The 20,375-nt window shown below is 71.7% G+C and carries 17 protein-coding genes; 15 read left to right on the forward strand and 2 right to left on the reverse strand.

Going from position 1 to position 20,375, the window contains the following annotated elements; all coding sequences use genetic code 11:
* The first annotated feature begins 2 nt into the window (after positions 1-2).
* The 12 genes from ACZ4NB_RS04650 to ACZ4NB_RS04705 all read left to right on the forward strand — a co-directional run bounded on the left by ACZ4NB_RS04650 (position 3) and on the right by ACZ4NB_RS04705 (position 15,023).
* On the forward strand, positions 3-1,289 hold the full coding sequence (locus ACZ4NB_RS04650; RefSeq protein ID WP_467658277.1) for a dihydroorotase: 1,287 nt from the start codon (positions 3-5) through the stop codon (positions 1,287-1,289).
* Positions 1,286-1,864 (forward strand): PH-like domain-containing protein, encoded by a 579-nt coding sequence (locus ACZ4NB_RS04655; protein WP_467658279.1) that lies wholly within the window; start codon positions 1,286-1,288, stop codon positions 1,862-1,864. The genes ACZ4NB_RS04650 and ACZ4NB_RS04655 overlap by 4 nt, the downstream gene beginning before the upstream one ends.
* Complete coding sequence (gene carA, locus ACZ4NB_RS04660) at positions 1,861-3,003, forward strand: glutamine-hydrolyzing carbamoyl-phosphate synthase small subunit (protein ID WP_467658280.1); 1,143 nt, start codon at positions 1,861-1,863, stop codon at positions 3,001-3,003. Before ACZ4NB_RS04655 ends, carA begins: the two co-directional genes overlap by 4 nt.
* Positions 2,996-6,307, forward strand: a complete 3,312-nt coding sequence (gene carB, locus ACZ4NB_RS04665; RefSeq protein WP_467658281.1) for a carbamoyl-phosphate synthase large subunit — start codon at positions 2,996-2,998, stop codon at positions 6,305-6,307. Before carA ends, carB begins: the two co-directional genes overlap by 8 nt.
* A gap of 84 nt (positions 6,308-6,391) precedes the next feature.
* Positions 6,392-7,507, forward strand: coding sequence for a quinone-dependent dihydroorotate dehydrogenase (locus tag ACZ4NB_RS04670; protein WP_467658283.1), 1,116 nt, complete (start codon positions 6,392-6,394; stop codon positions 7,505-7,507).
* Positions 7,504-8,340 (forward strand): orotidine-5'-phosphate decarboxylase, encoded by an 837-nt coding sequence (pyrF, locus tag ACZ4NB_RS04675; protein WP_467658284.1) that lies wholly within the window; start codon positions 7,504-7,506, stop codon positions 8,338-8,340. The genes ACZ4NB_RS04670 and pyrF overlap by 4 nt, the downstream gene beginning before the upstream one ends.
* A 215-nt stretch (positions 8,341-8,555) precedes the next feature.
* On the forward strand, positions 8,556-8,879 hold the full coding sequence (locus ACZ4NB_RS04680) for an integration host factor (RefSeq protein WP_006607450.1): 324 nt from the start codon (positions 8,556-8,558) through the stop codon (positions 8,877-8,879).
* Positions 8,880-8,917: 38 nt separating this feature from the next.
* Positions 8,918-9,538: a guanylate kinase gene (gene gmk, locus ACZ4NB_RS04685; RefSeq protein ID WP_467658285.1), complete on the forward strand. Its 621-nt coding sequence runs from the start codon at positions 8,918-8,920 to the stop codon at positions 9,536-9,538.
* 106 nt (positions 9,539-9,644) lie between these two features.
* The gene (gene rpoZ, locus ACZ4NB_RS04690; RefSeq protein WP_005319902.1) at positions 9,645-9,917 is read left to right on the forward strand and encodes a DNA-directed RNA polymerase subunit omega; all 273 of its coding nucleotides are present in this window, start codon (positions 9,645-9,647) and stop codon (positions 9,915-9,917) included.
* 133 nt (positions 9,918-10,050) lie between these two features.
* Complete coding sequence (gene coaBC, locus ACZ4NB_RS04695) at positions 10,051-11,277, forward strand: bifunctional phosphopantothenoylcysteine decarboxylase/phosphopantothenate--cysteine ligase CoaBC (protein ID WP_467658286.1); 1,227 nt, start codon at positions 10,051-10,053, stop codon at positions 11,275-11,277.
* Positions 11,278-11,553: 276 nt separating this feature from the next.
* Positions 11,554-12,762, forward strand: a complete 1,209-nt coding sequence (gene metK / locus ACZ4NB_RS04700) for a methionine adenosyltransferase (protein ID WP_384485054.1) — start codon at positions 11,554-11,556, stop codon at positions 12,760-12,762.
* Positions 12,763-12,884: 122 nt separating this feature from the next.
* Positions 12,885-15,023: a primosomal protein N' gene (locus ACZ4NB_RS04705; RefSeq protein ID WP_467658287.1), complete on the forward strand. Its 2,139-nt coding sequence runs from the start codon at positions 12,885-12,887 to the stop codon at positions 15,021-15,023.
* A gap of 248 nt (positions 15,024-15,271) precedes the next feature.
* Here the strand turns inward: ACZ4NB_RS04705 and ACZ4NB_RS04710 are convergent, their stop codons facing one another.
* Entirely contained in the window at positions 15,272-15,829 is a 558-nt protein-coding gene (locus ACZ4NB_RS04710) for a hypothetical protein (RefSeq protein WP_467658289.1), read from the reverse strand.
* Positions 15,830-16,079: 250 nt separating this feature from the next.
* Between ACZ4NB_RS04710 and fmt the strand changes: the two genes are divergently transcribed.
* Both fmt and ACZ4NB_RS04720 read left to right on the forward strand, forming a co-directional pair.
* On the forward strand, positions 16,080-17,024 hold the full coding sequence (gene fmt / locus ACZ4NB_RS04715; RefSeq protein ID WP_467658290.1) for a methionyl-tRNA formyltransferase: 945 nt from the start codon (positions 16,080-16,082) through the stop codon (positions 17,022-17,024).
* Between the two features lie 293 nt (positions 17,025-17,317).
* Complete coding sequence (locus tag ACZ4NB_RS04720) at positions 17,318-18,751, forward strand: RsmB/NOP family class I SAM-dependent RNA methyltransferase (protein WP_467658291.1); 1,434 nt, start codon at positions 17,318-17,320, stop codon at positions 18,749-18,751.
* A gap of 56 nt (positions 18,752-18,807) precedes the next feature.
* Here ACZ4NB_RS04720 and ACZ4NB_RS04725 read toward each other — a convergent pair whose 3' ends face one another.
* Entirely contained in the window at positions 18,808-19,596 is a 789-nt protein-coding gene (locus ACZ4NB_RS04725; protein WP_467658293.1) for a helix-turn-helix domain-containing protein, read from the reverse strand.
* A 122-nt stretch (positions 19,597-19,718) separates the two neighbouring features.
* On the opposite strand from ACZ4NB_RS04725, the gene ACZ4NB_RS04730 reads away from it, so the two are divergent.
* On the forward strand, positions 19,719-20,069 hold the full coding sequence (locus ACZ4NB_RS04730) for a nuclear transport factor 2 family protein (protein WP_467658294.1): 351 nt from the start codon (positions 19,719-19,721) through the stop codon (positions 20,067-20,069).
* The last annotated feature ends 306 nt before the right edge of the window (positions 20,070-20,375 follow it).

Here is a 20,375-nt window from a genome sequence, read left to right on the forward strand (position 1 = left end):
ACATGAGCAAGATCCTGATCCGTGGTGCGAAGGTGCTCGGCGGCGAGGCCCAGGACGTCCTGATCGACGGCGAGACCATCGAGGCCGTCGGCAACGGGCTGTCCGCCGAGGGCGCCGACGTCGTCGAGGCCGAGGGCAAGATCCTCCTGCCGGGCCTCGTCGACCTGCACACCCACCTGCGCGAGCCGGGCCGCGAGGACTCCGAGACCGTCCTGACCGGTACCCGGGCGGCCGCCTCCGGCGGCTACACCGCCGTGTTCGCCATGGCCAACACCTTCCCCGTCGCCGACACCGCCGGCGTCGTCGAGCAGGTCTACCGGCTCGGCCAGGAGCACGGCTACTGCGACGTGCAGCCCATCGGCGCCGTCACCGTCGGCCTGGAGGGCAGCAAGCTCGCCGAGCTGGGCGCCATGCACGAGTCCGCCGCCGGGGTCACCGTCTTCTCCGACGACGGCAAGTGCGTGCACGACGCCGTGATCATGCGCCGGGCCCTGGAGTACGTGAAGGCATTCGGCGGCGTCGTCGCGCAGCACGCCCAGGAGCCGCGGCTCACCGAGGGCGCCCAGATGAACGAGGGCGTCGTCTCGGCGGAGCTGGGGCTCGGCGGCTGGCCGGCGGTGGCCGAAGAGTCGATCATCGCCCGGGATGTCCTGCTCGCCGAGCACGTCGGCTCCCGTGTGCACATCTGCCACCTGTCGACCGCCGGGTCCGTCGAGATCGTCCGCTGGGCCAAGTCCCGCGGGATCGACGTGACCGCCGAGGTCACGCCGCACCACCTGCTCCTCACCGACGAGATGGTGCGCACCTACAACCCCGTCTACAAGGTCAACCCGCCGCTGCGCACCGAGCGCGACGTGATGGCGCTGCGCGAGGCCCTCGCCGACGGCACCATCGACATCGTCGCCACCGACCACGCCCCGCACCCGCACGAGGACAAGGACTGCGAGTGGGCCGCGGCCGCCATGGGCATGGTGGGCCTGGAGACCGCGCTGTCGGTCGTGCAGCGGACGATGGTCGAGACCGGCCTGCTGACCTGGGCGGACGTCGCGGACCGGATGTCCTTCGCGCCCGCGCGGATCGGGCAGGCCAAGGGCCACGGCCGCCCCATCTCGGCTGGTGAGCCGGCCAACCTCACCCTGGTCGATTCCGCTTACCGTGGAGAGGTGGACCCCGCGGGCTTCGCCTCGCGCAGCCGCAACACCCCCTACGAGGGCCGTGAGCTGCCGGGGCGCATCACCCACACGTTCCTGCGGGGCCGCGCAACGCTCGTCGACGGGAAGCTGGCGTGACTCCTCCACTCATCCGACTAGCCCAGGCACCGCAGTCCGCGCCGGTCACCGACTGGGCCGCACGGATCGGCTGGGTCGTCGGCCTGCTGGTCTTCGTGGCCTTCGTCTACTGGCTGATGCGGCAGGGCTGGAAGTGGCGCGGCACGCTCCAGGGCGATCTGCCCGAGCTTCCGTCCACCCCGGCCGACCCGGGCGCGCCCCGGCTGACCATGTCCGGCCGCTACCACGGATCCACCACGGCCGGGCAGTGGCTCGACCGGATCGTCGCGCGCGGCCTGGGCACCCGTAGCCGCGCCGAGCTGACGCTGACCGACCAGGGCCTGGACGTCGTACGGCCGGGCGCCGCGGACTTCTTCGTCCCGGCCGACGCGCTGCGCGGCGCCCGCCTCGACAAGGGCATCGCCGGCAAGGTCCTCACCGAGGGCGGACTGCTGATCGTCACCTGGCAGCACGGCGACCGGCTGATCGACTCCGGCTTCCGCGCCGACCAGGCGGGCGAGCACCCCGCCTGGGTCGAGGCCATCAACGCAACCAGCACCACCACCGAGCACACCGAAACGGAAGGCGCACGATGACGACCTCCACCAGGGGGACCGCCAAGATCCCCGCCGTACTCGTCCTGGAGGACGGCCGCACCTTCCGCGGCCGTGCCTACGGGGCCGTGGGGGAGACCTTCGGCGAAGCGGTGTTCTCCACCGGCATGACCGGCTATCAGGAGACGCTGACCGACCCCTCGTACCACCGCCAGGTCGTCATCATGACCGCCCCGCACATCGGCAACACCGGTGTGAACGACGAGGACCCCGAGTCGCAGCGCATCTGGGTCTCCGGCTACGTCGTCCGCGACCCCGCCCGCATTCCGTCCAACTGGCGCTCGGTGCGCTCCCTGGACGACGAGCTGGTGGCCCAGGGCGTCGTCGGCATCAGCGGCATCGACACCCGCGCGCTCACCCGCCATCTGCGCGAGCGCGGTGCGATGCGGGTCGGCATCTTCTCCGGCGAGGCGCTGCCCGACGCGGGCGTCATGCTCGCCAAGGTGCGCCAGGCCCCCGAGATGCAGGGCGCCGACCTGTCCACGCAGGTCGCCACCAAGGAGGCGTACGTCGTCCCGGCCATCGGGACGAAGAAGTTCACCGTCGCCGCCATCGACCTGGGCATCAAGGGCATGACCCCGCACCGCATGGCCGAGCGCGGCATCGAGGTGCACGTCCTGCCCGCCACCGCCACCGTCGAGGACGTCTACGCGGTCGCACCGGACGGCGTGTTCTTCTCCAACGGCCCCGGCGACCCGGCGACCGCCGACCACCCCGTCTCCGTCATGCGCGGCGTGCTGGAGCGCCGGACGCCGCTGTTCGGCATCTGCTTCGGCAACCAGATCCTGGGCCGCGCGCTGGGCTTCGGCACCTACAAGCTCAAGTACGGGCACCGCGGCATCAACCAGCCGGTGCAGGACCGTACGACCGGCAAGGTCGAGGTCACCGCGCACAACCACGGATTCGCCGTCGATGCCCCGCTCGACAAGGTTTCCGACACCCCCTTCGGCCGCGCCGAGGTCTCCCACGTCTGCCTCAATGACAACGTGGTGGAGGGCCTCCAGCTGCTCGACCAGCCGGCCTTCAGCGTCCAGTACCACCCCGAAGCCGCCGCGGGTCCGCACGACGCCGCGTACCTCTTCGACCGCTTCGTATCCCTGATGGAGGGCCAGCGTGCCTAAGCGCACCGATATCCAGTCCGTCCTGGTCATCGGCTCCGGCCCGATCGTCATCGGCCAGGCCGCCGAGTTCGACTACTCCGGCACCCAGGCGTGCCGGGTCCTGAAGTCCGAGGGCCTGCGGGTCGTCCTGGTGAACTCCAACCCGGCGACGATCATGACCGACCCGGAGATCGCCGACGCCACCTACGTCGAGCCGATCACCCCGGACTTCGTCGAGAAGATCATCGCCAAGGAGCGCCCCGACGCGCTGCTGCCGACCCTCGGCGGCCAGACGGCCCTGAACACGGCCATCTCGCTGCACGAGGCCGGCACCCTCGACAAGTACGGCGTCGAGCTGATCGGCGCCAACGTCGAGGCGATCAACAAGGGCGAGGACCGCGACCTGTTCAAGGCGGTCGTCGAGGCCGTCAACGCCAAGATCGGCCACGGCGAGTCCGCCCGCTCGGTCATCTGCCACTCCATGGACGACGTCCTCAAGGGCGTCGACGAGCTCGGCGGCTACCCGGTCGTCGTCCGCCCCTCCTTCACCATGGGCGGCGCCGGCTCCGGATTCGCCCACGACGAGGAGGAGCTGCGCCGGATCGCCGGCCAGGGCCTGACGCTCTCTCCCACCACCGAGGTGCTCCTGGAGGAGTCCATCCTCGGCTGGAAGGAGTACGAGCTGGAGCTGATGCGCGACAAGAACGACAACGTCGTGGTCGTCTGCTCCATCGAGAACTTCGACCCGATGGGCGTGCACACCGGCGACTCGATCACCGTCGCGCCGGCGATGACGCTCACCGACCGCGAGTACCAGATCCTGCGGGACATCGGCATCGCGGTCATCCGCGAGGTCGGCGTGGACACCGGCGGCTGCAACATCCAGTTCGCGGTCAACCCCGAGGACGGCCGGGTCATCGTCATCGAGATGAACCCGCGGGTCTCGCGCTCCTCGGCGCTGGCCTCCAAGGCCACCGGCTTCCCGATCGCGAAGATCGCCGCCCGGCTCGCCGTCGGCTACACCCTCGACGAGATCCCCAACGACATCACCGAGAAGACCCCGGCGTCCTTCGAGCCGACGCTCGACTACGTCGTCGTCAAGGTGCCGCGCTTCGCCTTCGAGAAGTTCCCGGCCGCCGACGCCACGCTGACCACGACCATGAAGTCGGTCGGCGAGGCGATGGCGATCGGCCGCAACTTCCCCGAGGCGCTGCAGAAGGCGCTGCGCTCCCTGGAGAAGAAGGGCAGCCAGTTCGACTTCGTGTCCGCCCCGGGCGCGAAGGCGGAGCTGCTGGAGCTCGCCCAGGTCCCGACCGACGGCCGGATCAACACCGTCATGGCCGCGATCCGGGCCGGTGCCACCCCGCAGGAGGTCTTCGACGCCACGAAGATCGACCCCTGGTTCGTCGACCAGCTCTTCCTGATCAAGGAGATCGCCGACGAGATCGCCGGCGCCGGCAAGCTCGAACCGGAGATCCTTGCGGACGCAAAGCGCCACGGCTTCTCCGACGCCCAGATCGCGGCGATCCGCGGGCTGCGCGAGGACGTCGTGCGCGAGGTCCGGCACGCCCTCGGCGTCCGCCCCGTCTACAAGACCGTCGACACCTGCGCCGCCGAGTTCGCCGCGAAGACCCCGTACTTCTACTCGTCCTACGACGAGGAGACCGAGGTCGCCCCGCGCGAGAAGCCGGCCGTGATCATCCTCGGCTCCGGCCCCAACCGCATCGGCCAGGGCATCGAGTTCGACTACTCCTGCGTCCACGCCTCCTTCGCGCTCAGCGACGCCGGCTACGAGACCGTGATGGTCAACTGCAACCCGGAGACCGTCTCGACGGACTACGACACCTCCGACCGCCTGTACTTCGAGCCGCTGACGCTTGAGGACGTCCTGGAGATCGTGCACGCCGAGACCCAGGCGGGCCCGGTCGCCGGCGTCGTCGTCCAGCTCGGCGGCCAGACCCCGCTGGGCCTGGCGCAGGCGCTCAAGGACAACGGCGTGCCGATCGTCGGCACCTCGCCCGAGGCGATCGACCTCGCCGAGGAGCGCGGCGCCTTCGGCCGGGTGCTGACCGAGGCCGGGCTGCCCGCGCCCAAGTACGGCACCGCCTTCTCCTTCGAGGAGGCCAAGAAGATCGCCACCGAGATCGGCTACCCGGTCATGGTCCGCCCGTCCTACGTGCTCGGCGGCCGCGGCATGGAGATCGTCTACGACGAGCCGTCCCTCGGCGAGTACCTGGAGCGGCACGCGGGGCTGATCTCCGAGCACCCGGTCCTCATCGACCGGTTCCTCGACGACGCCATAGAGATCGACGTCGACGCGCTCTACGACGGCCACGAGCTCTACCTCGGCGGCGTCATGGAGCACATCGAGGAGGCCGGCATCCACTCCGGCGACTCCGCCTGCGCGCTGCCCCCGATCACCCTCGGCGGCTTCGACATCAAGCGGCTGCGGGCCTCGACGGAGGCGATTGCCAAGGGCGTGGGCGTCCGCGGCCTGATCAACATCCAGTTCGCGATGGCCGGCGACATCCTGTACGTCCTGGAGGCCAACCCGCGCGCCTCGCGCACCGTGCCCTTCACCTCGAAGGCCACCGCGGTACCGCTGGCCAAGGCCGCCGCCCGGATCTCGCTCGGCGCCACCATCGCCGAACTGCGCGCCGAGGGCATGCTGCCCAAGAGCGGCGACGGCGGCACCCTGCCGCTCGACGCGCCGATCTCGGTCAAGGAAGCCGTCATGCCCTGGTCGCGGTTCCGCGACGCCTCGGGCCGCGGTGTGGACACCGTCCTCGGCCCCGAGATGCGCTCCACCGGCGAGGTCATGGGCATCGACTCGGTCTTCGGCACGGCGTACGCCAAGTCCCAGACCGCCGCCTACGGGGCGCTGCCCACCAAGGGCCGCGCCTTCGTGTCCGTCGCCAACCGCGACAAGCGCTCGATGATCTTCCCGGCCCGTGAGCTGGTCGCGCACGGCTTCGAGCTGCTCGCCACCTCCGGCACCGCCGAGGTGCTGCGCCGCAACGGCATCAACGCCACCGTGGTGCGCAAGCAGTCCGAGGGCGAGGGCCCCAACGGCGAGAAGACCATCGTCCAGCTGATCCACGACGGCCAGGTCGACCTGATCGTCAACACCCCCTACGGCACCGGCGGCCGGCTCGACGGCTACGACATCCGTACCGCCTCCGTCGCCCGCGGCGTCCCCTGCCTGACCACGGTCCAGGCGCTCGCCGCCGCCGTACAGGGCATCGAAGCGATGGCCCGCGGCGATGTGGGCGTGCGCTCCCTCCAGGAACACGCCGAACATCTCATCGCGGCCCGCGAGGAGTAGGGCCCACGAGGGGGACACCGAAGCGGTGTCCCCCTCGTCATGAGCCCCCCGCCCGTCCCTCACCGCGAAAAGGCCCGCCGAACGATGTACCGCCTCTTCTTCCGACTGATCTTCCAGCGCATGGACCCCGAGCAGGCCCACCACCTGGCCTTCCGCTGGATCCGGTGCGCCGCGCGCACCCCCGTGCTGCGCACCTTCCTCGCCGCCGCCCTGGCGCCCCGCTACAAGGAGCTGCGCACCGAGGCCCTGGGCCGCCGGATGCACGGCCCCTTCGGCCTGGCCGCCGGCTTCGACAAGAACGCCGTCGCCATCGACGGCATGGCCATGCTCGGCTTCGACCACGTCGAGATCGGCACCGTCACCGCCCAGCCGCAGCCCGGCAACCCCAAGAAGCGCCTCTTCCGGCTCGTGCCGGACCGCGCGCTGATCAACCGCATGGGCTTCAACAACGACGGCTCCGCGTCCGTCGCGGCGCGGCTGGCGGCCCGCAACCCGGTCTTCCCGACGACCCTCGGCGTCAACATCGGCAAGACCAAGATCGTCCCGGAGTCCGAGGCGATCGGCGACTACGTCACCTCCACCGAGCGGCTCGCCCCGCACGCCGACTACCTGGTCGTCAACGTCTCCTCCCCGAACACCCCGGGACTGCGCAACCTCCAGGCCGTCGAGCACCTGCGCCCGCTGCTGACCGCCGTCCGCGAGGCCGCCGACCGCACGGTCACCGACCGCCGGGTCCCGCTGCTGGTCAAGATCGCCCCGGACCTCGCCGACGCCGACATCGACGCGGTCGCCGACCTCGCCGTCGAACTGGGCCTGGACGGGATCATCGCCACCAACACCACCATCGCCCGCGAGGGCCTCGGTCTGACCTCCGACCCCAAGGTGATCGCCGAGACCGGCGGCCTGTCCGGCGCGCCCGTCAAGGAGCGCTCCCTGGAGGTGCTGCGCCGCCTCTACGCCCGCGTCGGCGACCGGGTCACCCTGATCGGCGTCGGCGGCATCGAGACCGCCGAGGACGCCTGGCAGCGCATCCTGGCCGGCGCCACCCTGATCCAGGGCTACAGCGCGTTCATCTACCAGGGCCCGTTCTGGTGCCGCGCGATCCACAAGGGGCTCGCCGCGCGGCTGCGCAACAGCCCGTACGCCACCCTCGCCGACGCGGTCGGCGCCGAGCACAAGAAGGTGACCTCGTCCTCATGATCCAGCAGCCCTTCGGCGCGCGCCTGCGCCGCGCCATGGACGAGCGCGGCCCGCTGTGCGTCGGCATCGACCCGCACGCCTCCCTGCTGGCCGACTGGGGCCTGAACGACGATGTCGCGGGCCTGGCCCGCTTCACCCGCACCGTCGTCGAGGCGCTCGGCGAGCAGGTCGCGGTCTTCAAGCCGCAGGCGGCGTTCTTCGAGCGCTTCGGCTCGCGCGGCCTCGCCGTGCTGGAGACCGCCGTCGTCGAGGCGCGCGAGCGCGGCGCCCTGGTCCTGATGGACGCCAAGCGCGGCGACATCGGCTCGACCATGGCGGCGTACGCCGAGACCTTCCTGCGCGCCGACTCGCCGCTGTTCTCGGACGCCCTGACGGTCTCCCCGTACCTCGGTTACGGCTCGCTGCGGCCGGCCGTCGATCTGGCGCGGGAGAACGGCTGCGGGCTCTTCGTCCTCGCCCTCACCTCCAACCCGGAGGGCGCCGAGGTCCAGCGGGCGGTGCGCGAGGACGGCCGCACGATCGCCGCGACCATGCTCGGCCACCTCGCCGCCGAGAACGCCGGCGCCGAGCCGATGGGCTCCTTCGGCGCGGTGGTCGGCGCCACGCTCGGCGATCTCTCCTCGTTCGATCTGGCGATCAACGGCCCGCTGCTGGCTCCGGGCATCGGCGCGCAGGGTGCCACCCCCGCCGACCTCCCGACCGTCTTCGGCGAGGCGGTGCGCAATGTCGTCCCGAGCGTCAGCCGGGGGGTGCTGCGGCACGGCCCGGACGTCGCGGCGCTGCGCGCGGCGGCGGACCGATTCGCCGGCGAAGTGCGCAGCGCGCTCGGTTAGGGAGCTTCCAGCGGGGACTTTGGTCCCGAATTGTCCTGGTCAGCAGAGTCTGACCAGGACTTTTCGTCTGTTCTCGCTGACTCTGACGCGATCGGCCGCTAGTCTCCGTCGAGAGCACTGCACGTAAGCGCGTTGCTCGTTGCTCCGCAGTTGTGGGGCGACTAGGTTCCACACCGGTCCGTATCCGACAGTTCGACATCCGAGGTGACGTAGGCGTGGCTCTTCCGCCCCTTACCCCTGAACAGCGCGCAGCCGCGCTCGAGAAGGCCGCCGCGGCTCGCCGGGAGCGCGCCGAGGTCAAGAATCGGCTCAAGCACTCCGGTGCATCCCTCCACGAGGTCATCAAGCAGGGCCAGGAGAACGACGTCATCGGCAAGATGAAGGTCTCCGCCCTGCTTGAGTCCCTGCCGGGCGTCGGCAAGGTCCGCGCCAAGCAGATCATGGAGCGACTCGGGATCTCCGAGAGCCGCCGTGTCCGGGGTCTTGGCTCCAACCAGATCGCGTCGCTGGAGCGCGAGTTCGGCAGCACCGCTTCCTGAATTTTCCGGCATCACCGGGAAGCTGGAATAATCGCTGCATGAGTTCTGCAGTCTCCGGGGGGACGACCCCCGCGCCCCCGGCCAGACAACCGCGACTGACCGTGCTCTCCGGCCCCTCCGGGGTCGGCAAGAGCACGGTCGTCGCGCATATGCGCAAGGTCCACCCCGAGGTCTGGCTCTCGGTCTCGGCCACCACCCGCAAGCCGCGGCCCGGGGAGCGGCACGGTGTCCAGTACTTCTTCGTCGACGACGAGGAATTCGACAAGCTGGTCGCCAACGGCGAGCTGCTCGAATGGGCCGAGTTCGCGGGCAACCGCTACGGCACCCCGCGCAAGGCGGTGCTGGACCGTCTGGAGTCCGGCGAGCCGGTCCTGCTGGAGATCGACCTGCAGGGCGCCCGCCAGGTCCGCGAGTCCATGGCGGAGGCCCACCTGGTCTTCCTGGCCCCGCCGAGCTGGGACGAGCTGGTCCGCCGGCTCACCGGCCGCGGCACCGAGGCGCCCGAGGTCATCGAGCGCCGGCTGGAGGTCGCCAGGGTCGAGCTGGCCGCGGAGAAGGAGTTCGACGCGACGCTCGTCAACACCTCCGTCGAGGACGTCAGCCGTGAGCTGCTAGCCTTGATGCTGCATCGATCCGAGGAGCCGAACACCGGCGGCTGACGCCGCGGAGCTGCACCGGCCCCCGGACCGACCGAGATTTTGCGCCGTGCCCCAGGGCACAAAGGCGTGTGACACCCAGGCTTCATCCCCTTTCGGAAGGTAGAGAGTGTCCTCTTCCATCACCGCACCCGAGGGCATCATCAACCCGCCCATTGATGAGCTTCTCGAGGCCACCGACTCGAAGTACAGCCTCGTGATCTACGCCGCCAAGCGCGCGCGCCAGATCAACGCGTACTACTCCCAGCTCGGCGAGGGCCTGCTTGAGTACGTCGGCCCGCTGGTCGACACGCACGTCCACGAGAAGCCCCTCTCGATCGCGCTCCGCGAGATCAACGCGGGTCTGCTGACCTCCGAGGCCATCGAGGGCCCCGCGCAGTAAGCAGCGTTACGTCACCAAGGGCCCGGCAAGGGGCACCGCCCGGCGTCTGAGCCGGGGGAGCGACCGCCGGGCCTTTGGTGTGTCATAGGGGCGTACGGACCTACGGACCTTCAGCTCGGGGAGCGGCGAAGCGATGGACAAGCGGGAGCGGGAGCGGCCCAGGGTCGTCCTGGGTGTCAGCGGCGGCATCGCCGCGTACAAGGCGTGCGAGCTGCTGCGGCGGCTCGCCGAGTCCGGGCACGACGTACGGGTGGTGCCCACCGCCTCGGCGCTGCACTTCGTCGGTGAGGCCACCTGGTCGGCGCTGTCCGGCAACCCGGCCACCACCGAGGTCTGGGAGTCCGTCCACGAGGTGCCGCACGTCCGCATCGGCCAGGCCGCCGACCTCGTCGTGGTCGCGCCCTGTACGGCCGACATGCTCGCCAAGGCCGCCCACGGCCTCGCCGACGACCTGCTGACGAACACGCTCCTCACCGCCCGCTGCCCGGTGGTCTTCGCCCCCGCGATGCACACCGAGATGTGGGAGAACCCCGCCACGCAGGAGAACGTCGCCACGCTCCGCCGCCGCGGCGCGATCGTCATCGAGCCCGCCGTCGGCCGGCTGACCGGCATCGACACCGGCAAGGGCCGCTTCCCCGACCCGGTCGAGATCTTCGAACTCTGCCGCCGGGTCCTGGCCCGCGGCGCACAGGGCGCCTCGGCGCCGGACCTCGCGGGCCGCCATGTGGTCGTCACCGCCGGCGGCACCCGTGAGCCGCTGGACCCCGTCCGCTATCTGGGCAACCGCTCCTCCGGCAAGCAGGGCTACGCGCTCGCCGCGACCGCGGCCGCCCGCGGCGCCCGGGTCACGCTCGTCGCGGGCAACACCGAGCTGCCCGACCCCGCCGGGGTGGACGTACTGCGCATAGGCACCGCCCGCCAGCTCCGGGAGGCCGTCCTGAAGGCCGCGGCGGACGCCGACGCGGTCGTCATGGCCGCGGCCGTCGCCGATTTCCGTCCCGCCGTCTACACCACCGGCAAGATCAAGAAGGTCGAGGGCCAGGAGCCGGAACCAGTCACCCTGGTCCGGAATCCGGACATCCTCGCCGAGCTCTCCGCCGACCGCGCCCGCCCCGGGCAGATCGTCGTGGGCTTCGCCGCGGAGACCGACGATGTGCTGGCCAACGGCCGCGCCAAGCTCGCCCGCAAGGGCTGTGACCTGCTGGTCGTCAATGAGGTCGGCGAGCACAAGACCTTCGGCTCGGCCGAGAACGAGGCGGTGATCCTGGCTGCCGACGGCACCGAGACCCCGGTCCCGTACGGCCCCAAGGAAGCCCTGGCAGACACCGTCTGGGACCTGGTGGCCCCGCGCCTGGCCTAGGTTCCGGGCCTGCTCCTGGCCGGACGGCCGAATCTCGCCTATCGGTCACCCCAATAGCCCCACGAAAACCGGCGTGTCCCCTTGACCCGACCCATACTCAAGGTGATCGTCCTACCGTGAGGCGTGGTGTTGCAGGTCACGAGGGGTCCATAAATCGAGACCGCGTGCCCGAACGCCACATACGACCGATAAACTGGCGAGTGGATCGGGCCGAGCGCAGCTCTCGGCCCTTCCGCCAATGATCAGCCAGCAGCCGCTGCAACCCCAGGGAGCGATGTGTCCCGCCGCCTGTTCACCTCGGAGTCCGTGACCGAGGGCCACCCCGACAAGATCGCTGACCAGATCAGCGACACCATCCTCGACGCCCTCCTCAAGGAGGACCCGACCTCCCGGGTCGCCGTCGAGACGCTGATCACCACCGGCCTGGTCCATGTGGCCGGCGAGGTGACGACCAAGGCGTACGCCGACATCCCCAACCTCGTCCGCAACAAGATCCTGGACATCGGTTACGACTCGTCCAAGAAGGGCTTCGACGGCGCCTCCTGCGGCGTCTCGGTCTCCATCGGCGCGCAGTCCCCGGACATCGCCCAGGGTGTCGACACCGCGTACGAGAACCGCGTCGAGGGCGATGACGACGAGCTGGACCGGCAGGGCGCGGGCGACCAGGGCCTGATGTTCGGCTACGCCTGCGACGAGACGCCCGAGCTGATGCCGCTCCCGATCAACCTGGCGCACCGGCTCTCCCGCCGCCTGTCCGAGGTGCGCAAGAACGGGACCATCCCCTACCTGCGCCCCGACGGCAAGACCCAGGTCACCATCGAGTACGACGGCAACAAGGCCGTCCGCCTCGACACCGTCGTGGTCTCCTCGCAGCACGCCAGCGACATCGACCTCGACTCGCTGCTCGCACCCGACATCCGCGAGTTCGTCGTCGAGCACGTCCTCAACCAGCTCGTCGAGGACGGCATCAAGCTGGACACCGACGGCTACCGCCTCCTGGTCAACCCGACCGGCCGCTTCGAGATCGGCGGCCCGATGGGTGACGCGGGCCTGACCGGCCGCAAGATCATCATCGACACCTACGGCGGTATGGCCCGCCACGGCGGCGGTGCCTTCTCCGGCAAGGACCCGTCCAAGGTCGACCGCTCGGCCGCCTACGCCATGCGCTGGGTCGCCAAGAACGTCGTCGCGGCCGGCCTCGCGGCCCGCTGCGAGGTCCAGGTCGCCTACGCCATCGGCAAGGCCGAGCCGGTCGGCCTCTTCGTCGAGACCTTCGGCACCGCCACGGTCGACACCGACAAGATCGAGCAGGCCATCGCCGAGGTCTTCGACCTCCGCCCGGCCGCGATCATCCGGGACCTCGACCTGCTGCGCCCGATCTACTCCCAGACCGCCGCCTACGGCCACTTCGGCCGTGAGCTGGAGGACTTCACCTGGGAGCGCACGGACCGCGTGGAGGCCCTGCAGAAGGCCGCCGGGCTGTAAGAAGCCCCTTCGCCGACGCAGCGCACGGCCCCGGACCGCTCAGCGGCCCGGGGCCGTGCGCTGTCCGCTGTGCGGCTGCTCGCCGCCGCTGGCTGTCAGTGCGGTCTGCTAAGACTGAAGCTGTGAGCAGGCAGAACGGGCGAGCGGAGGAGGGGGCGTCGGAAGTGGGGGAGCAGCTGGCGCTGATCCGGGAGGCCGTGCGGGAGACCAAGGCCGAGCGGGCCAAGCCGCGGACGTGGCGGGGGGCCGAGCTGGCCGCGGAGCTGCCGGTGGCCCGGGTGCTGGTCGACAAGGGGCTGGTGCACCTCGACCGCTACTTCGACTATGCCGTGCCGGCGGCGATGGACGCCGAGGCGCAGCCCGGCGTGCGGGTGCGGGTGCGGTTCGGGGCGGGGGAGAAGGGGGGCCGCCGGGAGGGCGGCAAGCTCGTCAGCGGGTTCATCGTGGAGCGGGTGGCGCAGAGCGAGTATCGGGGGGTGCTCGCGCCGATCGCCCAGGTGCTGTCGCCGGAGCGGGTGCTGAGCCCGCGGCTGCTGGCGCTGTGCCGGGCCGTGGCGGACCGGTATGCGGGGACGCTGGCCGATGTGGTGCAGCTGGCGGTGCCGCCCAGGCGGGCGCGCGCGGAGGCCAAGCCGTCGCCCGAGCCACTGCCGCCCAACACGCCGCCCGATCCCGGGAGTTGGGAGCGGTATGCGGCCGGGCCCGGCTTCCTGGCGGCCCTCGCGCGCGGGGACGCGCCGCGCGCGGTGTGGACGGCGCTGCCGGGGGCGACCTGGCCGCAGGAGCTGGCGCGGGCGGTGGCCGCGGCGCTGGCCGGCGGCCGCGGGGCCCTGGTGGTGGTGCCGGACGGGCGGGCCGCGGCCCGGGTGGACGCGGCGCTCGGTGAGCTGATCGGGGCGGGGCGGCACGTCCTGCTGACCGCCGACGCGGGGCCCGAGGAGCGGTATCGGCGCTGGCTCGCGGTCAGCCGGGGCTCGGTGCGCGCCGTCGTCGGGACCCGGGCGGCGATGTTCGCGCCGGTCGCCGATCTGGGGCTGGTGGCGCTGTGGGACGACGGGGACGCCAGCCACAGCGATCCCCATGCGCCGCAGCCGCATGCCCGCGAGGTGCTCATCCAGCGGTCGGTGAGCGAGCGGGCGGGCTTCCTGCTGGGCGGGCTGAGCTGCACGGTCGAGGCGGCGCAGCTGGTCGAGACCGGCTGGGCGCGGCCGCTGGCGGCGGAGCGCGAGCAGGTGCGGACCGCGGCGCCCCGGGTGCGTACGGTCGGGGACGGCGACGAGGCGCGCGATGCCGCGGCGCGGGCGGCCCGGCTGCCGACGATGGCCTGGCAGGTGGTGCGGGAAGGGCTCCAGCGCGGGCCGGTGCTGGTGCAGGTGCCGCGCCGCGGATATGCGCCACGGCTGGCATGCGAACGCTGCCGCACCCCGGCGCGGTGCCGGGCCTGTGCCGGCCCGCTGGAGGCGCAGGCCGCGGGGGAGCTGGGCTGCGCATGGTGCGGACGTCCGGAGCCGGACTGGCACTGCGCCGAGTGCGGTGGCGCCCGGTTGCGGGCCCAGATCGTGGGGGCGCGGCGGACGGCGGAGGAGCTGGGACGGGCCTTTCCGGCGGTCCCGGTGCGGACGTCCGGGCGCGACCACGTGCTGGCCTCGGTCCCCGAAGCGCCCGCGCTCGTGGTGAGCACACCGGGCGCGGAGCCGGTGGCCGAGGGCGACGGCTATGCGGCCGCACTGCTGCTGGACGGCTGGGCGCTGCTCGGGCGCCCGGATCTGCGGGCCGGGGAGGAGGCGCTGCGCCGCTGGCTCGGCGCCGCCGCGCTGGTCCGCGGCCAGGCCGAGGGCGGCACGGTCGCGGTGATCGCGGAGCCCACGCTGCGCCCCGTTCAGGCGCTGGTGCGCTGGGATCCGGTCGGCCATGCGGTCCGCGAGCTGGCCGAGCGGGCCGAGCTGGGGTTCCCCCCGGTGTCCCGGATGGCCTCGGTGACCGGCCGCGCCGAGGATGTCGTCGAACTGCTGAGGGCCGCCGAACTCCCCGCGGGCGCCGAGGTGTTGGGGCCGGTGCCGCTACCGGTGCCCGAGCCCGGGCGGCCGCGCCGGCCGGGCGACCCGCCCGCCGGTGAGGAGTGGGAGCGTGCGCTCGTACGGGTCCGTCCCGGCCAGGGGACGGCGCTGGCCGCGGCGCTCAAGGCGGCCCGGGCGGCCCGGCTGGTCAAGCGGGAGGGAGAGGCGGTACGGGTACGGATCGACCCGCCGGACCTGGGGTGAGCGGGGCCGGCCGGGGGCGGGACCACCTGCTCCTCGCAGCTGCCGGAGGCCGCCCGCTCCGTACCGGGCGCCGCTCTCGCGCCGCGGACAGGGAGCACAAAAAACATGGCGCAACGGACGTAGCACGGACGTAGCACCGCGGAGGGCCCCGTAGAAATGGCGCCGCCCCGGGACCGTAGCCGGCGCTCGGTCCCGGAGCGTTGGCGAGCGTGCGAAGGACCGCGCCCGGTGTGGCCGGTGAAGCGGGGTCAGCCGTTGCGGGGGCCGGGGAAGGCGCCCGGGCGGGTCGCCTCGTCGCGGGCGGCGGGACCGGAGGGCTGGGCGGGCAGTGAGCGGGAGCCGGGCACGGACGGCGTGCTCGGCAGCCCGGTGGCCATGGTCACCGCGCGGGTCGGGGAGGACTCGGGCGAACGCACCGCCGGCTCGCCGCCGCTGTCGGCCGCGGGCTGGGCGGCGGCGGCCCTGCGGGCGCCGTAACGGCGGTGCACGGCCTGCTTGGTGACGCCGAGCGCCGAGCCCACCGCGTCCCACGAGAAGCCCAGCGAACGGTCGAAGTCGACCGCGGCCGTGACAAGTGTCTCGACGCTGTCCCGCAACTCCTGGGCGAGCCGCACGGTCGGCGCGGGCGCGCGTCCGTAGACGACGAAGCCCGCGGAGGGTCCGGTCCGCCGCGGCCGGTAGACGTTGCCGAGCTGAGCGGTCAGCGTGCGCAGTGCGTCCACCTGCCGGCGGACCCGCTCGATGTCCCGCACCAGGAGATGCAGGCTGGCGCGCGCCTGGGCGTCGTGGGTTGCGTGGTCGGCCATGAGCAAGCCTCTCGAACCGGCGTGGAAAAGGAAGGGGTTAATGCGATCGGGCCGCCGAGGCGGCCCGCTCTGGGTCAATGCTGTTTGACCAACGCGACAGCAGCGGCTCTGGTCACGGTATGGGGGCGTACGAGCTTGCGTGCGAGGCGCGGGAAATGTCGTACGCCCCCTGTATCCACCGCTGTGACCGGGGCCAAGCCCCATAGACTGGTGTGTCGTTCCGCTGCGTGTGAGAGGTAGATCGCCACCTATGAGGCTTGTCTTCGCCGGTACCCCCGAGGTCGCCGTACCCGCCCTCGATGCCCTGATCGCCTCGGACCGGCATGACGTCGTGGCCGTCGTGACCAGGCCCGACGCGCCAGCCGGCCGTGGACGCAGGCTGGTCGCCAGCCCCGTCGCACAGCGCGCGCAGGAGGCCGGCATCGAGGTCCTCAAGCCCCTCAAGCCGCGCGACGAGGACTTCCTGGCCCGGCTGCGGGAGATCGCGCCGGACTGCTGCCCGGTGGTCGCCTACGGTGCGCTGCTGCCGAAGGTCGCACTGGACATCCCCGCCCAGGGGTGGGTCAATCTGCACTTCTCGCTGCTGCCCGCGTGGCGGGGCGCGGCGCCCGTCCAGCACGCGGTGCTCGCGGGCGACGAGGTGACCGGTGCCTCGACCTTCCTGATCGAGGAGGGGCTGGACTCCGGCCCGGTCTACGGGGTGTTGACCGAGGAGGTCCGTTCGACGGACACCAGCGGCGATCTGCTCACCCGGCTGGCGTTCGCCGGTGCCGGACTGCTCGTCGCGACGATGGACGGCATCGAGGACGGCTCGCTCCAGGCCGTACCGCAGCCGGCCGAGGGGATCACGCTCGCGCCGAAGATCGAGGTCGAGGACGCCAAGGTGGACTGGACGACGCCGGCGCTCCGCGTCGACCGGGTGATCCGCGGCTGTGCGCCCGCGCCCGGGGCCTGGACGGTCTTCCGCGGCGAGCGCCTCAAGCTGATGTCGGCCGCCTCCGGCGCCGGGCACGGCGAACCCGGCCTCGCGCCCGGCGAACTGGCCGTCACGAAGAAGGCCGTGTACGCCGGCACCGGCAGCCACCCCATCGAACTGGTCTGGGTCCAGCCGCAGGGCAAGAAGCCGATGAAGGCGGCGGACTGGGCGCGCGGCGTACGCATCGAGAAGGGCGAGCGACTGGGGGACATGCCCTAAGGGATACGGGGCGGGGCGGGCCTTAGGGGGCGGGCGAACACATCCCGTAGGGGGTGCGGGCGCCCCTTGCGGGCCACAACGTGGTGGGGTGGGGAGGTATTCCTGCGGGTGGGGGAGGCGTTCTGACGGCGCCCGCCACCGCGAACCCGCAGCAGCCGCCGCAAGCCACGGCCCGTCATCCGCGCAAGCCGTCGCCCGCCATCCCCGCAGGCTGCCGTCGTCCGGGCCGCGTAGGCTGGGACGGGCCCCTATGTGGGCGTAACCCCTTATCCCGTATCCGGAGCACCTTTTCTGTGAGTGAGCAGCCTCGCCGTCGCCCCAGCAAGCCCCATCGCCGCCCGAAGAAGGACCCGGTCAGGATCCTCGCGTTCGAGGCGTTGCGGGCCGTCGACGAGCGGGACGCGTACGCCAACCTCGTCATGCCGCCGCTGCTGCGCAAGGCCCGTGAGGGCGGTGGCTTCGACAGCCGGGACGCGGCGCTGGCGACGGAGCTGGTCTACGGGTCGCTGCGGCGCCAGGGGACGTACGACGCGATCATCGCGCAGTGCGTGGACCGGCCGCTGCGGGAGGTGGACCCGCCGGTCCTGGACGTGCTGACGCTCGGCGCGCATCAGCTGCTCGGCACCCGGATCCCCACCCATGCCGCGGTCAGCGCCACCGTCGAGCTGGCGCGGGTGGTGCTGGGCGACGGCCGGGCGAAGTTCGTCAACGCGGTGCTGCGCAAGGTCGCCGCCCATGACCTGGACGGCTGGCTGGAGCGGGTCGCCCCCGAGTACGACGAGGACCCCGAGGAGCATCTCGGTGTCGTGCACGCCCACCCCCGCTGGATCGTCTCGGCGCTGTGGGACGCCCTCGGCGGCGGCCGCGCCGGTATCGAGGACCTGCTGGAGGCGGACAACGAGCGCCCCGAGGTCACGCTGGTGGCGCGGCCCGGCCGGGCCACCACCGAGGAGCTGATGGCGGCCGCCGGCGAGGAGAGCGCACTGCCCGGGCGCTGGTCGCCCTACGCGGTCCGGCTCGCGGAGGGCGGCGAGCCCGGCGCGCTCGACCCGGTGCGCGAGGGGCGCGCCGGTGTGCAGGACGAGGGCAGCCAGCTGGTCGCCCTGGCGCTGGCGAACGCGCCGGTCGAGGGGCCCGACCGCGCCTGGCTCGACGGCTGTGCGGGCCCCGGCGGCAAGGCGGCGCTGCTGGCCGCCCTCGCCGCGGAGCGCGGCGCGGCCCTGCTGGCGTCGGAGAAGCAGCCGCACCGCGCGCGACTGGTGGCCCGTGCGCTGGAGGGCAACCCCGGCCCGTACACGGTGATCGCCGCCGACGGCACCCGCCCCGCCTGGCGGCCCGGTGCCTTCGACCGGGTCCTGATGGACGTGCCGTGCACCGGCCTGGGGGCGCTGCGCCGGCGGCCGGAGGCCCGCTGGCGGCGGCGGCCGGAGGACCTGGACGGCTTCGCGCCGCTGCAGCGCGAGCTGCTGCGGCAGGCGCTCGCGGCGGTGCGGGTCGGCGGCGTCGTGGGCTATGCGACCTGTTCGCCGCACCCGGCCGAGACCCGGGCCGTGGTGGACGACGTCGTCAAGGGCCGCGGCGGGGCGCCGGTGCAGGTGGAGTGGGTCGACGCCCGGCCGCTGATGCCGGGCGTACCGGCGCTCGGCGACGGCCCGGACGTCCAGCTGTGGCCCCATCTGCACGGCACGGACGCGATGTATCTGGCGCTGCTGCGGCGCACGGGCTGAGGGACGAAGGGGGACAACAACAACTGTTGTGTTGTCTCAGAATGAATGCCCCTTTCTCATTTTCCGTGGCCCCTGTCGAACCGGCGTCGGGTCTCGTCGTCGGCTGGCAGGAATGTCTCCAGATGCAGCCCTTCCAAGGCGGCATCGGTGGCGGTGCTGAGGGTGGCGGAGGTGCTGAAGAATCGGAGCGGGTTACCGTCGACGTCGATTTCGAGGGTGATCACCGGCCCTGTGAGGGGGGTGGAGGCATCGGGTTTGCCGAGGTATCTGGCGATCTCCGCGGCAAGCTCGTGGTGGTGCTGATCATGGGTGCGCTCGGCACGGTGACTCACCTGTTGCCGCAGGTGGCTGCCCCACTCCGCGAGATTGCCGATCCGGCGGGCCAGCCCGTCCGGATGGAGGCAGACCCGGACCACATTGATCGGCGGCTCCAGCAACTCCGGCGCGCAACCGGTCAGTAGCTGATCAACGGCAGCGTTGGCGTCGATGATGTCCCAGTGATCGTCCAACAGCAGCGCGGGGTACGGCAGGTGGGCGTCGAGGAGCTGGCGCAGACCATCCATCACTACCGCGATCGATACGTCGTCCCATCGGTGATCCTGATAGCGCGGTGCGTAGCCGGCGGCCAGCAGGAGCCGGTTGCGTTCCCGCAGCGGCACGTCGAGGTTGTCGGAGAGGTGCATGAGCATCTCCGGCGTCGGGTGTGCCTTGCCGGTCTCCACCCGGCTGAGGTGCCGGGTGGAGACCCGCGATCGGTTGGACAGCTCCTGCTGGCTGAAGCGGCGTCGTTCACGCCAGGTCCGCAACAGCGCACCAACCGGCGGGGCTTCGGCTGTAACGCTCATGCCCATGAGCCTAAGGGGTCATGTCCGGGTGGCCATGACTTGTGAGGTCATGGCTCTGCCGACCGGGACCGGGCCAGGATGCTGGACATCAGCCGAGCGAAATGAACGGGAGAATATTGATCATGAAGGCTGTCGTGCAGCAGTACCTGGCCACCTGGAACGCGACCGGCGACGAGCGTGCGGCCTTGCTCTCCAAGCATTGGTCGCCCGCGGCGACCTACACCGATCCGATGGCAGAGGTCTCTGGCCACGATGGGATCGCGGCGGTCGTCGATGGCGTCCAGGCGCAGTTCCCCGGGTTCGTCTTCACCCAGGTCGGTGAGGTCGACGCCCACCATCGTCAGGTGCGTTTCCGCTGGGGCCTGGGCCCGGAGGGAGCCGAGCCGTTGGTGATCGGATTCGACGTCCTGGTGCTGGACGAGTCGGGCCGGATCCAGGACGTACGCGGTTTCCTGGACAAAGTGCCGGCATGACGGCGCCGCGCGCGTACGCGATCGGTTACCTGAAGGCAACAGGCGTCACAGAGGCCCCGGCAGTGATCGAACTGAGACTCCCCGAACCGTAATCATTGCCTAGCGTTCAATCCGGCAGCATTACCGGCGGGACGCCAACTCGCGGAGGAGTCCATGGCCAGAGCTCAAGGGCCAAGATCCTGAGACAAGATCCTGAGACAAGATGGAATGGCCCGTGCAGCGGGAAGTCCGCGATCATCGCTCGCCCACGGCGAATTGATGCCGCTAACGTCTGTACGGGCCAAGATCCTGAGACGGAATCGGGCT

The sequence above is a fragment of the Streptomyces sp. NPDC026575 genome, assembly GCF_055567415.1.